Here is a 12208-nt window from a genome sequence, read left to right as displayed (position 1 = left end):
AAAGTTGCGTCAATGATTCTTTATTTACCTTCCTGAGTTCGCCTCCTCCGCTCACGGCAAATCAGAACCTCCTCTTGCTATATGAATCATTATCCTTTATAATAAAGGTAATATTTATATTTAATAAACTTATAACTTTTATCAATATTTAAGGAGAATTCATATGCATTTTTGTCCCGAACGATTAATTCAAGTGAGAGAATCATTACATATCAACAAAGCTGAAGCTGCACGACGCTTAAACCTCTCTGCGATGGCTTATGGCCGCTACGAACGAGGGGAACGCGAACCTTCTTATCAGTACGCTTTTTATATTGCATACACTTTCCATTGTAATCTTGACTTTCTTTACGGGCAGTCTGATGAGATGGAAACAGATTTTATCACTATCACCCGCTCTGATTCAGAAGAAGTCTACTCTCTTGTAGAAGAAATGCAGAATAACAGTGATTTTGAAAAGAGAATTCTGGCTTATGCGGAGAAGTTAAGAGCGCTTTAATATTGTTTCGCAAAACTCCAGATAAATACTGCTATCAGTGTTATAATTAAAAGAGGGGCTGCCAATGATATGAATCCTGCTATCAGCAATCCAATTAAAATCACTGGCAGACCTATAATAAATAATAATGCTTTTGCCATTCCCCATGTAGCTTTACATGCTAAAACAATGAATTTAATTGATAATATCAGTATTCCTATTACAAACAATGTAATCATAATTTATACGCCTCTGCTTTCGTTTTGAGTTTTGTTGTTGCGCTTATTATATCATCCGCTCACCAACTCAAAAAGTTCTGTGATTTATTCATATTTACTAGGAATTTTTTATATTTTTCACATATATACTATTTTTCTTTATGTACATATTCTATAGTACCTTCCCTTTCAATATGTATCTGTTCCTCAAGTATAGCTAATTTATGATGGACATTATTCTCTCGATTCAAATACGCTCTAATGCAGTGCTTTGGTTGGACAGACTTTCGTGCATTCATAACATAAAATGCACTCTGTCCCATTTTTTCGCTTACGGGATTCTTTATTGACTTCAACATTCATGGGGCAAACTTTCAGGCATTTGCCGCAATGGATGCATTTATTTTCATCGCAATGGACACGCAAAAGCGAAAAGTAGCTCATTGGCTTGAGAAACACAGTAACCGGGCACAGATATTTGCAGAATGCGCGGTTATCTTTAAATACAAAAGCCAACACAATACCTACAATATAGTAAAATGTATTTCCTACAAGGAAGATCCAGAACATGATTCTCTCCAGATTCGCGATTTTCATCAAAAACAGGCTGAGAACCACTGCCAGGGATAATACAAACATCACATACCGCAGAACACCTAACTTTTCCTTTCGCGGCTTTTTCGGCTGCTTATAAGGCAGAAAATCCAGTACCATAGCCGTCCAACAGGCATAGCCACACCATCCTCGACCAAAAAGCAAAGGGCCAAAAATCTTTGCTACTGCATAGTGGATTGTTGCTGCCTCAAAAACGCCCAGGAACAAATAATACCAAAAACCCTCAATCTGCATATTTTCACAGGAGATTATACCAAGATACAATAACATATAACTTCCTACCGCCAATTGCACAAAATGTCTGGCATAGCATTTTCCGGCAGTAAAAAGTGCTGTTCCTAATGCAAGGCATCCTCCTATGTAGCTGAAATTCAACAGATAAAATATGTTATACTTAGCAATCCACAACGTAATCGCCACTAGCTCAAATAACAAAAATAACAGAAGCGATGGTATATATTTGCGAAACATAGTATTCTTTCTCATCATTGTCCCTATACTCCTATGATTTTTTATTTTTTCTCAGTGCATCGATGAGGAATTTTCTTTCTATCTCATATGGTCAGGTTCCCCCAAAAAGTTTGCAATTTCAGCAATCAGATGTTTCATCTTTTCTTCAAATCCTAACGAATTATCAATGATTCTAAGGTGTGGATGTCCTGTCCATGCTGCTATCAACTTATCATCTAATGCAACCGCTTCATCCACAGTTTCTGTTCTAGCAGTATTATTTGCAGTTGTATAAAATTTCTCTGCACCTTTTGCCGCAGTAACAAGATGGAATACAGCATCATATCCATCCCTCAATTCAACTTCGTTTAAGCCAAGTTCATTCAATACGAGGGAAAAATCCGCCTCTGTCATGTATGCCTTATTATCTAAAGTACCTCTGTCACATACAATCAATATTTTATCTGAGTTCATTGTTCTAGCTGCCTGTTCAAATACTTTTTCTTTCTCCAACTGAAGTTTCATCTGACATTTCTGGTATTCCGTATTATCGGAACAGATCCACGGTGCAACTCCTCCGGAAATCAACTCTGTCGCTGTTTCCGATATGAAGAGAACCCTGTAACCTCGTTCTGTAAAAGCATTTTGAATCCAACTCATCCCTGTCGTTTTTCCGGCACATGGACCGCCTGTTATTACTATTTTGGTAATACTCATAGTCTTAATATCCTCTCTTACTCTAAATAACTCCTCTACAGAGATTCCCTGTGACATCCTCCCCCACCTGTAAAGGTGGGCCTTCCCAACCTCGGCAAGTTTGGTTCTCGTTCGATAACACTACTGTGCTAAGCATAAGCGAGCTATCCCCGTGTGTCCCACGGTTGTGTTATATTGTGTTAAGGTAATGCATTTACCAGCCGCATTCCCTCATTTCTGATATTTACCGCCGCATTTACATCTCTATCATGATGGGTTTTGCACTGTGGACAATCCCACTCTCTTAACGCAAGATTTTTCGTTTTTGCATTTTTGTAACCATAAACAGAACAGGTCTGGCTGCTTGCAAAAAATCTATCCACATTCACAAGTTTCTTACCTTGTTCCTCCAGTTTATATTTCAAAAATGTTGTGAACATTCCCCATCCATTATCTGAAACAGATTTCCCAAAATTTAGCGACCGCGACACTGCTTTCATATCCAAATCTTCTATATGTCAATATATTTTTTATATTATAGTTCCACACTTCAACGACTTCGGTAGTAGTACACCAAAATAGTGATTAGCAAGTCAATTTATATTCGCCTGCAAGTTCTTCATTTAATACAACAATCTCAACACCCCAAATCTTTCGAATCTGAAGTAATCTTGCTTTCAGTTCTGCCAATGGATCTGCAAGCCATGTAATATCTTCTGCATTTTTTACAACAATAATTTTATTTTCAAAATAAAACTCTTTGGATGCTTAATAATTATTATACATTCCATTCATTACTTTCGGCAAGTAAGAAATAATCAATATGAAAATAACACAAAAAGGATGCGCTGCGGTAACTTCTCCATTACCTTGGCACATCCTTCGTATTATTATTTTTTGCTATTCTTCTTAATGACAGCTATGGCTTCCACATCCATGCTCGCCACATGTATGTCCTTCCCCATGGAACACGGAAGGTCCAGAATAGTTTGATGGCTTCATGCAGGGATGATGCTCCGCCACCAACTAAATATGTCTGAAATACCATATTCCCAAACATTGTAAGGAAAAATATCAAAAAGCCATATCGGAACCATTTTGAACTCATCCATCGCGGGGTTGGTTTATTTCTTGAGCATTTAAAATCTCCACCAAGCTTACTAAAAAGCTGGCCACGTCCACACAAATGATTACAGAAAAATTTATTTCCACCGAATATTGCTATTCCTAACGGCAACAGGAAATCAAGCATCCCAAACCAAGCGAACAAAATATTAAAAAAACTGAGAGCAAAATAAATGATCGCCCATATCCATAAATAATCATACCAAAGTTTCTTTTTCTTCACACTGCTACCCTCTCTTTCATTTCAATACAGCCTACTGGACAGGACCTTGCACATTTCCCACATCCTACACACAATGTTTCTTCTACTACCGCATAGCATCCACGATGAACTTTAACCGCTGCCAGCGGACAAGTATTTTCACATACTCCGCAGGCAGCACAGCTTTTTTTATCGACACTTGCCACTCTTTTTGCCAATGCTTTGTTCTCCTTTCAAATTTGGTATCTCTATTGTACCTGAAAAAGGTAAATTCTTCTGTGATATTATTACATAAGAATTTACCTTGAACGCTAATAACTAGAATGACATATTTTTATTATACATCACCTTTATATTTATATATGATGTTTATAATCTCCTCGATTGTTCTAATAATTACTTTTTGTTTTTCTTTCATTGTTATAGATTTGCTTTCTTCTTCAGATAACGAAGAATAAAGGTGGATGGTATTAGCATGATGCCATATCTCATCGCAAATTTTCTCAATTTCATCAGCACTCCGAAATGCTTGGTCTGTTTGCATTTGCAAGTGTTCTCGTTGCTCTTCCAGATGATTCATCTGTTCTAGTAACTGATCCCTTTCTTTCTGCAATTCATCATGTTGTGCCTGCAGTTGATCCATTTGTATTTTAATTTCGCTCATCTTATCTTTCTGTCTCCGCATAAGCATCATCAAATATATAACTATGAATGCAAATAATAGTATTATGTACAGCATAAACTTCTCCTCACGACACATATATTTCGACGTTTTTCCGCAAATCAACTATTGATAATGGCATAGAAAGAACAGTTAGTTTTCCTGAATTCTTTTTAATTTCAACAGCATCAGGATTGCCTGTGATTATAATTACAGGTGTTGTCCTGTCAGCACGCCATGGCTGATTCGGTTGTCTCGTCATATCTTCGGTAACAATCCAAAGATCCGGCTTATGTTTTCCTAATTTTGTTTTAGCGCTTTCCGGTGTGTAAAACAGCATAATCTGCTCTGAAATAAACTGCAATGCTTCTTTTAATCCTTTTGCATAGCGTTCATTGCCACAAATCAGTGCAATAATAGAAGCATCTTTCTTTTTTTGTGTTACCTGAATAAAATCCAAAACTGGTGTGTTATAGAGACTAAAGTCTTTTTCCAAATTAACTTTATCATAGTAACTCTTTGCTGCCTTGCACATTCTCAGACAAAACTGTTCTATGTCTATACGAATATCGATTCTGTTCTCCTGTATGTTCATACTGTCCAACTGACAAACTGACATTCCACAGTTCAATCCAAGATGAAAGTGTATATTATTTTCATCATTTAAAAATCCTTTGTTTTGATGAAGATATTCACACCGAAGCTGCCAACAGCGTTCTCCGCAAATATCCGGCAAAGTCAATGCCAATGCCAGTGCAGACTGCCATCGTCTATCTACAATATTCAGCTCTACTTTTTCAATTCGGTCCAAAAATGTAAAACTGACATCTCCCTGCATTATTTATCCCTCCCTCATATTTACAACAGTCATGTACTATAATCAGTATATTTTTATTTATGGCATATGTCAATTATGTAATTGACGCATCTTAAAAAAGCAAGTATACTATGTTCGTAAAGGAGATAACTGTTATGAACTTTGATAATTATTTTCCAGTATGGAACGAATTAAATACAGCACAGAAAAAACTAATTTCAGATAATTTAATCACACAGCATGTAAAAAAAGGAGCGGTCATTCACAACGGAAACTTGGACTGTACCGGATTATTACTGGTTAAAACCGGGCAGCTTCGAACTTATATACTTTCAGATGAAGGACGGGAGATTACACTCTACCGTCTGTTCGACATGGATATCTGTCTTTTATCCGCCTCATGTATCATACGCTCCATTCAATTTGAAGTAACCATTGAAGCAGAAAAAGATACTGATCTTTGGATCATCCCTTCTGAAATCTATAAGGTCCTCATGAAGGAATCTGCTCCCGTCGCAAACTATACCAATGAGTTAATGGCTACCCGTTTTTCTGATGTCATGTGGCTGATTGAACAAATCATGTGGAAGAGTTTGGATAAGCGAGTTGCTTCATTTCTTTTAGAAGAGACCTCTATCGAAGAAACAAACGAACTGAAAATCACTCATGAGACGATTGCTAATCATCTTGGTTCCCACCGGGAAGTTATCACCCGAATGCTCCGATACTTTCAAGGCGAAGGCCTCGTCAAACTCTCACGCGGCAAAATCACCATCCTTGATTTGAAAAAACTGGAAACACTACAAAGATCATAAACCTGTTTTCGATAACATCTAAAGAATCCTCCATTTATCAGAATTATAAAAGTCATCCTAATAAATGGGGGATTTTTTTATGCTACAAGAAAATTATAAAAATATTGTGATTATTTTTAATAATCCATACCACATGCATATGCCCTTTCAATCAGCGCACGATCATTAACCACTGCATCATAGAATCGGAATCCGCCGGAGAAGTTGTATGTTTCATAACCGTTTCCTTCCAGAATACGGCTGGCAATGTAACTGCGCAGACCACTTTGGCATATCAGATACACAGGCTTTCCTTTCTCAACTTCATTGATACGTTCCCTCAGTTCATCTACAGGAATGTTTTTAAATCCATTAATATGGCCCCTGCTAAATTCACCTACTGTTCTCACATCCAACAACACAGCATTTTTATCTTTAGAAATCTTATCCATATCTTCCAAATGCCATTGTTTTAAGATTCCTTTTGCCATATTGTCTATCATGAATCCGGCCATATTTACAGGATCCTTTGCAGAGGAATATGGCGGTGCATATGCGAGATCCATATCTTTCAACTGGGTTGCCTTCAGTCCTGCATGAATTGCTGTTGCCAGCACATCGATACGTTTATCAACGCCTTCATATCCAATAATCTGAGCACCAAGCAAACGATAAGTCTCTTTTTCAAAAACCACCTTCATGGTCATCACTTTTCCACCAGGATAGTAGCCGGCATGACTCATAGGAGAAAGAATTACTGTATCTACATCTAACCCTGACTTTTTGGCATTGGTTTCATTGATACCTGTAGTAGCTGCTGTCATATCAAATACTTTGATAACGGAGCTTCCCTGACTGCCTAAATAATGGCTATCACCACCACAAATATTATCAGCAATAATCCTTCCCTGTTTATTAGCAGGTCCCGCTAAAGAGATTAACGTATCATTGCTAGTAACATAATGTTTTACCTGAACTGCATCACCTGCAGCATAAATGTCTGGTACAGAAGTTTCCATTCTGTCATTCACTATAATACTTTCCTTGATGCCAAGTTCCAGACCAGCTTCTTTTGCTAATGCTGTATCTGGTGTAACGCCGATTGCCAGTACTACCATATCAGCATGAAGGGATGGAGTATCTTTCAATAAAACCTCCACCTCATTGTCTTTTTCTTTAAATCCTTCTACTGTATAGCCTAATACCAGTTTTATTCCATGCTTTCTCATTTCATTATGGATCATGGATGCCATATCCGGATCAAAAGGATTCATCAGCTGCTTAGGCCGCTGGACAATTGTAACATCCATGCCAAGCTCCCTCAAATTTTCTGCCAGTTCCAGACCAATAAAGCCACCACCTGCCAATACAACCGATTTTGGATGATTCTTATTTATATATTTCTTTATCCGAAAAGTATCTTCCACAGTACGAAGTGTAAAAAGTTTATCAATACCTACTCCAGGAAGTCTCGGCTGTGTTGGCTTTGCACCTGGAGAAAGAATCAGCTTATCATAGTTTTCTTCAAATATCTCACCATTCTCCAAATTTTTCACTGAAACAGTTTTACGATCCGGATATATGGAGATAACTTCATGATGAATTTTCATATTGATATGGAAACGTTTAAAAAAACTCTCTGGTGTCTGTAATGTAAGTTCTTCCGGATCTGTGATCACGTCTCCAATATAATATGGAAGCCCACAATTCGCATAGGATATGTATCCAGATTTTTCAAATACAGTAATTTCTGCATATTCATCCAGTCTGCGTATCCTTGCTGCAGCTGTAGCTCCTCCGGCTACACCGCCTACGATTATTACCTTCATCTTATTTTTCCACCTTTCCTGAATAAGCAGCAATGCCACCAATATTATTTACTTTAGAATATCCCATTCGTTGCAACATCCCAATTAATATTCGCCTGTTTAAAGAAATCAAAAAAGCTCATTAGCGCACCTCCTTAAAGCATTTCTAAAATTGCATTCTTAGGTCTCGCACCTGAAACCTGTTGTACAATCTTCCTATTCTTCATAACCACCAAAGTTGGGATACTCATAATACCAAATTTACTTGCCAGTTCAGGCTGCTCATCCACATTGATCTTTCCAACTTTGATATCAGGGCGTTCACCTGCAATCTCCTCTATGATAGGAACCACCATACGGCAAGGAGCACACCAAGACGCCCAAAAGTCTAAAAGAACGGTTTTCTCGGAATCCATTATTTCATTCTGAAAATTATTTTTATTGATATTAATAGCAGACATTTTACAGTCCTCCTTGTTTTTTTATGGCTTTATTATAATCTGAAATTCATTTGTTTTCTGTGATATCATCACATTATTATCATGATTAATTTTTTAGGAATTTATTTTTTCATTTTGTGATCCGATGCAATGTCACGTCCGCTATCTGCGATAAAGTCTGTCGCACAGCCGTTTTCTGATTCTAATCTACAAAATAATACTGTATTATTTCTCTGATGCTGCTGATCAAACATATAATGTTCCTTATTATAGGAAATATTAAGAACCTTTCTGTGGTATCTGTTTTCTAAATGCAGGCAACAAAAAAACAGTCTGCCTTGACGAAAATCACTTCAATCAAAACAAACTGTTCTTCATATTTACTCTAATTTTATTTTATGAGAATAACTGATTTCACGAAATTTGCAGGTGAATCTGGAATATAAACAAGAGAAAAAATCTAATCTCTCAAAATCTTGGTTAACTTGGTTAGTAGCTTGGTTAGCTTGGTCAGTTATTGGATTAACTCGAAACAGCTCTACCCGAAACATATTATCAAATTCCTGAAATCTCGGCTTCGGAAGTCCATACTCTTCTGCAGCATTAAGGATTCTTTTAATTCCACTTCCCCATGCTTCTACTAGTCCCATCTGACTGAATATATTGGCAATGCCTTTATTCCGAATCTTAGAATGACCATTCATGACTTTCTCATAAGTTAATCCGTTATATAAGCCACCCGGAGATGTCACCTCCAGTCTGTCATCGTAAACTGCGACTTGAATACAAGATTCATCCAACAGATTACGATTACAATGGGCATTAATGATCATTTCCCTGATTGCTTCCGGTGGTAGCTCATATTTCTCTTTTCGCACCAATCCATCAATCGTTGCTCCGAGTCGAATATTTCTCAATACAAAGTCTACAGCTTCTTCGATTTGTGTGTAGATTGGTCCTGTAAATTCTCTCTTATCTAGAAACACTGCTCGATCTGTTCCCTTGAATACCGCACATTGTGTTTTGGAGAATGAAAAATAATCTGATGTCAGCAACGCATAGGCATTCGTTGCCAGAAGCTGTCCCTCACTCTGCTTTAAGATCTTCCAGTTTATCAGCTGCTCTTTCTTCACAGAATGTTCTGCCATTCTAGCTTTTTTCCGAATTTTTTCCATATCCTGGCAAAGTTTTTCTGTAGCTTCTTCTGAAACGGGATAACCCACACAGGTAAGTTCATCCTATGAGATTCTGGCTTCTTCCATTTCCAGTTCTTTTATCTGCTCCGGAAATGCCTGTCTTGATGTACCTGCTACACGGATATAAGTGCCATTATCTTTTCCCTTTGATTTCAGAAAATATTGTCATAAGTATACATCTTTCTCCTATGAGTTTTGTACGTGCTTTTTTAATCACAATAAAAGTATATCATTATGCAAACAAAAAGAGAACCCGACATCTCAAGCAAATTTGACGATTCGGATCCCCTCTTTATAGATCAATACCTTTTATTTTTTCATCTTATGATCTGATGGCAGTCTCACTTCTCCGGTCCTTTTCTTCATAAGTCAGATGACAGATTTTCCCGCCCACCTGACAGGTATAACGGTATCCGGTTCCGCCATCCTTTCCTTCTGCTGTTCTGTATTACACACATTGTTTTTGAAAGTTTACCGTCGTTTTCTTGTGAGCCATAAAAATGTACAGGTAAAAATAATTCCCTTTACAATTGAGGTTGAAGAAATAGCCCACCATATTCCATCCAGACCCATAATACCTCCAAGAATGATCGACAGCGGAATTCTTGCACTGGTAAAAGCTATACTGATGATACTGCAGAGTCGGGTTCTGCCGAGCCCTGATAATGCACCTACTGTCGTCAGTTCCACACACATAAAAGCTTCACTGAAACCTATGATGATCAGATATTCAACTGATGTTGCGATTGCTTTGGGTTCATGAAAAAAGATTCTGGCAATCGGTTCCGGAATACATATAAATACAGCTGAGATCAACAGTCCCCAGATACCAACCGTCCACAAAGAAGCCTTATATCCTTTTTTGACACGGTCATTTTTGCCCGCACCATAGTTCTGTGCGATAAAGGCATTTAATGCCGCTGCAAAACCGTCTGCAGTATTCCATGATATCGATTCAATCTGCCCTCCGACTCTCTGCGTTGCAACAGCTTCTGCACCATACCCGGAGATCATACGTGTCAGCACCATGGAGATTGCACAATATGCCATTCCCTGTATTGCTGTCGGAATTCCGATCTTACAGATTCCCTGCAGATATTCCCGCGGGATTTTTGCCAAAAGCCTGGTTCCTTTTAGTACATTTTCTTTCTTTTGTATGACAATTCCGACTATCATGATACTCATAACGATCGCCTGTGCTGTCACTGTCGCAATTGCAGCCCCGACAACACCAAGCTTCGGAAACATCCCCACTCCAAGAATCAGCACAGGATCCAGAACCATATTTGTGGCCAGACCGACAAGATTCGCTATAAAAGGTGTCTTTGAATCTCCCTGTGCCGTATAAAGTCCGGTCAGTGTCAGCGTCATAAAAGAAAATACGATCAGCCCACAGGCAATCCTCATATATGACATTGCCGCCGCATGAGCCTGTGCATCTGCAAGCTGAAAAAATCCTACCATCTGTCTGGTAAAAAGCAGCGAAAGAATTGCATATGCCATTCCCATAAATGCAGCAAGCTGTACTGCCGCCTGTGCAAATCCGTGTGCCCTTTCTCTGTCTCCACGTCCGATACACTGTGCCACATGCACCTGTCCACCCATTCTAGCCATAGCTGCAAGTCCCTGCGAAAGCCAGGTAAACATACCTCCAACACCTACACCTGCAACTGCCCTTGAACCAAGCAGACCAATCCAGGCCATGTCCGTGATGTTATACAAAGTTCCCAGAAACGATGATGCCATGATCGGAACCGCAAGTTTCGTCAGCGTTTTTAGAATAGGACCTTTTGTTAAATTTCCCTCCATTTTCATTCCTCATCCATTTTTATTTTTTATTATCCACAAATCCTATTATACATGGTTTAACATAGATTTTCATCAGGAATTATCCATATATATCAAAAATCCTTTTGAAGAAATATTATTCTCCAAAAGGGCTTTCTGTCTGAATCTTTTTATAATTTTTCTCCGCAGGATTCAATGACTTTTTTGTACCAGTAAAACATCAATCTGCCATCCCCATGCAGAAGTTTCAAGATATGGATTCTTAATATTTTCTCCTCCATTTGCCGCAGTAATTTCCCCTTTTTGGGTGACACTGACGCAGTTGCTGGAATAATAACTGATGTAAACAAAATCTACTGTACCATTCTTGAGAATTTCATCATCTTCCGGCATCATCATACTACAATTGCTCTTGGATTCTGTTCTTTCATTTCCTTATTCAGTTGCTTTATCACCTCATAGGCTTTGGCCCTTATTACGCCAACTCGCTCAAAAAGAGTTGGGTGAAAAAGTTGGCTTTTCTTCTAAAACTGCCGACTCAAGAATAAGAAAATATGAAAAAAATATAATGGCTCCCAAAACAGAGATACGAAATAAGCTAGCTGATGCTCTTGATGCAGATTTATCCGCACTCTCTGACATTAATATCCAAACCTATGAAGATGTCATGCATACACTCTTTTTGTTTGAAGAATAATTTGATATGGATATTGATAGAACCGAAGAAAAAACAACTTTATCTTTTGATAATCACAACAAAAAAATTGCCCCTCTCATTACTTATCTTTATACTTGGCATTGCAATAAAAATTTACTTTTTTTCATGATTTTCCTCCTTTAATTTCAAGTGCATCGACACTCGGTCGCTTATTTTTATACTCTTGATTATATTCTTCCTCATCTTCCCTCTGTATGACAAC

Annotated in this window: 17 protein-coding genes and 1 pseudogene; 3 read left to right on the top strand and 15 right to left on the bottom strand. The window is 38.0% G+C overall.

Annotated elements, in window-relative coordinates:
* Positions 1-193 precede the first annotated feature (193 nt).
* Positions 194-499: a helix-turn-helix domain-containing protein gene (locus tag EUBHAL_RS07005; protein ID WP_242648759.1), complete on the top strand. Its 306-nt coding sequence runs from the start codon at positions 194-196 to the stop codon at positions 497-499.
* Here the strand turns inward: EUBHAL_RS07005 and EUBHAL_RS07000 are convergent.
* The 8 genes from EUBHAL_RS07000 to EUBHAL_RS06965 form a co-directional block, all read right to left on the bottom strand.
* The gene (locus tag EUBHAL_RS07000) at positions 496-717 is read right to left on the bottom strand and encodes a hypothetical protein (RefSeq protein ID WP_005347115.1); all 222 of its coding nucleotides are present in this window, start codon (positions 715-717) and stop codon (positions 496-498) included. The two genes, EUBHAL_RS07005 and EUBHAL_RS07000, sit on opposite strands and share 4 nt — an antisense overlap.
* A gap of 237 nt (positions 718-954) precedes the next feature.
* The gene (locus EUBHAL_RS06995; RefSeq protein WP_005347114.1) at positions 955-1800 is read right to left on the bottom strand and encodes a 4Fe-4S binding protein; all 846 of its coding nucleotides are present in this window, start codon (positions 1798-1800) and stop codon (positions 955-957) included.
* A gap of 60 nt (positions 1801-1860) precedes the next feature.
* Positions 1861-2535: an ATP/GTP-binding protein gene (locus tag EUBHAL_RS06990; protein ID WP_005347112.1), complete on the bottom strand. Its 675-nt coding sequence runs from the start codon at positions 2533-2535 to the stop codon at positions 1861-1863.
* 122 nt (positions 2536-2657) lie between these two features.
* Positions 2658-2957 carry a zinc ribbon domain-containing protein gene (locus tag EUBHAL_RS06985; RefSeq protein WP_005347111.1) on the bottom strand — a complete coding sequence of 100 codons (300 nt, stop codon included), beginning with the start codon at positions 2955-2957 and terminating at the stop codon, positions 2658-2660.
* A gap of 419 nt (positions 2958-3376) precedes the next feature.
* Complete coding sequence (locus EUBHAL_RS06980) at positions 3377-3805, bottom strand: hypothetical protein (RefSeq protein ID WP_005347109.1); 429 nt, start codon at positions 3803-3805, stop codon at positions 3377-3379.
* Positions 3802-4002 (bottom strand): 4Fe-4S binding protein, encoded by a 201-nt coding sequence (locus tag EUBHAL_RS06975; RefSeq protein ID WP_005347107.1) that lies wholly within the window; start codon positions 4000-4002, stop codon positions 3802-3804. The genes EUBHAL_RS06980 and EUBHAL_RS06975 overlap by 4 nt, the downstream gene beginning before the upstream one ends.
* Positions 4003-4121: 119 nt before the next feature.
* Positions 4122-4448 carry a hypothetical protein gene (locus EUBHAL_RS06970; protein WP_207635829.1) on the bottom strand — a complete coding sequence of 109 codons (327 nt, stop codon included), beginning with the start codon at positions 4446-4448 and terminating at the stop codon, positions 4122-4124.
* An 85-nt stretch (positions 4449-4533) separates the two neighbouring features.
* Entirely contained in the window at positions 4534-5283 is a 750-nt protein-coding gene (locus EUBHAL_RS06965; protein WP_005347104.1) for a response regulator, read from the bottom strand.
* 134 nt (positions 5284-5417) lie between these two features.
* On the opposite strand from EUBHAL_RS06965, the gene EUBHAL_RS06960 reads away from it, so the two are divergent.
* Entirely contained in the window at positions 5418-6077 is a 660-nt protein-coding gene (locus tag EUBHAL_RS06960; RefSeq protein ID WP_242648758.1) for a Crp/Fnr family transcriptional regulator, read from the top strand.
* 116 nt (positions 6078-6193) lie between these two features.
* Here EUBHAL_RS06960 and EUBHAL_RS06955 read toward each other — a convergent pair whose 3' ends face one another.
* The 7 genes and pseudogenes from EUBHAL_RS06955 to EUBHAL_RS06935 form a co-directional block, all read right to left on the bottom strand.
* Complete coding sequence (locus tag EUBHAL_RS06955; RefSeq protein WP_044922398.1) at positions 6194-7885, bottom strand: FAD-dependent oxidoreductase; 1692 nt, start codon at positions 7883-7885, stop codon at positions 6194-6196.
* Position 7886: 1 nt separating this feature from the next.
* Positions 7887-7967: pseudogene (locus EUBHAL_RS16485) on the bottom strand (rhodanese-like domain-containing protein); the annotation flags it as partial.
* Between the two features lie 52 nt (positions 7968-8019).
* Complete coding sequence (trxA, locus tag EUBHAL_RS06950; RefSeq protein ID WP_005347099.1) at positions 8020-8325, bottom strand: thioredoxin; 306 nt, start codon at positions 8323-8325, stop codon at positions 8020-8022.
* A 101-nt stretch (positions 8326-8426) separates the two neighbouring features.
* The gene (locus EUBHAL_RS16350) at positions 8427-8558 is read right to left on the bottom strand and encodes a hypothetical protein (protein ID WP_005347098.1); all 132 of its coding nucleotides are present in this window, start codon (positions 8556-8558) and stop codon (positions 8427-8429) included.
* Positions 8559-8684: 126 nt separating this feature from the next.
* Positions 8685-9479: an ATP-binding protein gene (locus EUBHAL_RS14785; protein WP_242648757.1), complete on the bottom strand. Its 795-nt coding sequence runs from the start codon at positions 9477-9479 to the stop codon at positions 8685-8687.
* Between the two features lie 492 nt (positions 9480-9971).
* The gene (locus tag EUBHAL_RS06940; RefSeq protein ID WP_044922396.1) at positions 9972-11309 is read right to left on the bottom strand and encodes an MATE family efflux transporter; all 1338 of its coding nucleotides are present in this window, start codon (positions 11307-11309) and stop codon (positions 9972-9974) included.
* A 171-nt stretch (positions 11310-11480) separates the two neighbouring features.
* Entirely contained in the window at positions 11481-11687 is a 207-nt protein-coding gene (locus tag EUBHAL_RS06935) for a family 1 glycosylhydrolase (RefSeq protein ID WP_005347092.1), read from the bottom strand.
* Between the two features lie 13 nt (positions 11688-11700).
* Here EUBHAL_RS06935 and EUBHAL_RS06930 point away from each other — a divergent pair, with 13 nt between their 5' ends.
* The gene (locus EUBHAL_RS06930) at positions 11701-11985 is read left to right on the top strand and encodes a helix-turn-helix domain-containing protein (protein WP_005347091.1); all 285 of its coding nucleotides are present in this window, start codon (positions 11701-11703) and stop codon (positions 11983-11985) included.
* The last annotated feature ends 223 nt before the right edge of the window (positions 11986-12208 follow it).

The organism is Anaerobutyricum hallii DSM 3353, from assembly GCF_000173975.1.
GTDB classification, from domain to species: domain Bacteria; phylum Bacillota; class Clostridia; order Lachnospirales; family Lachnospiraceae; genus Anaerobutyricum; species Anaerobutyricum hallii.
This window is presented reverse-complemented; position numbering and strand designations above follow the sequence as displayed.

What these genes read in the sequence shown, in the direction of transcription:
- EUBHAL_RS06990 (WP_005347112.1), bottom strand. Translation starts at nt 2,535, where the DNA reads ATGTCACAGGGAATCTCTGTAGAGGAGTTATTTAGAGTAAGAGAGGAT.
- EUBHAL_RS14785 (WP_242648757.1), bottom strand. Translation starts at nt 9,479, where the DNA reads ATGGAAAAAATTCGGAAAAAAGCTAGAATGGCAGAACATTCTGTGAAG.
- EUBHAL_RS06965 (WP_005347104.1), bottom strand. Translation starts at nt 5,283, where the DNA reads ATGCAGGGAGATGTCAGTTTTACATTTTTGGACCGAATTGAAAAAGTA.
- EUBHAL_RS16350 (WP_005347098.1), bottom strand. Translation starts at nt 8,558, where the DNA reads ATGTTTGATCAGCAGCATCAGAGAAATAATACAGTATTATTTTGTAGA.
- trxA (WP_005347099.1), bottom strand. Translation starts at nt 8,325, where the DNA reads ATGTCTGCTATTAATATCAATAAAAATAATTTTCAGAATGAAATAATG.
- EUBHAL_RS06960 (WP_242648758.1), top strand. Translation starts at nt 5,418, where the DNA reads ATGAACTTTGATAATTATTTTCCAGTATGGAACGAATTAAATACAGCA.
- EUBHAL_RS06995 (WP_005347114.1), bottom strand. Translation starts at nt 1,800, where the DNA reads ATGATGAGAAAGAATACTATGTTTCGCAAATATATACCATCGCTTCTG.
- EUBHAL_RS06940 (WP_044922396.1), bottom strand. Translation starts at nt 11,309, where the DNA reads ATGGAGGGAAATTTAACAAAAGGTCCTATTCTAAAAACGCTGACGAAA.
- EUBHAL_RS06970 (WP_207635829.1), bottom strand. Translation starts at nt 4,448, where the DNA reads ATGAGCGAAATTAAAATACAAATGGATCAACTGCAGGCACAACATGAT.
- EUBHAL_RS06955 (WP_044922398.1), bottom strand. Translation starts at nt 7,885, where the DNA reads ATGAAGGTAATAATCGTAGGCGGTGTAGCCGGAGGAGCTACAGCTGCA.
- EUBHAL_RS06935 (WP_005347092.1), bottom strand. Translation starts at nt 11,687, where the DNA reads ATGATGATGCCGGAAGATGATGAAATTCTCAAGAATGGTACAGTAGAT.
- EUBHAL_RS07000 (WP_005347115.1), bottom strand. Translation starts at nt 717, where the DNA reads ATGATTACATTGTTTGTAATAGGAATACTGATATTATCAATTAAATTC.
- EUBHAL_RS06985 (WP_005347111.1), bottom strand. Translation starts at nt 2,957, where the DNA reads ATGAAAGCAGTGTCGCGGTCGCTAAATTTTGGGAAATCTGTTTCAGAT.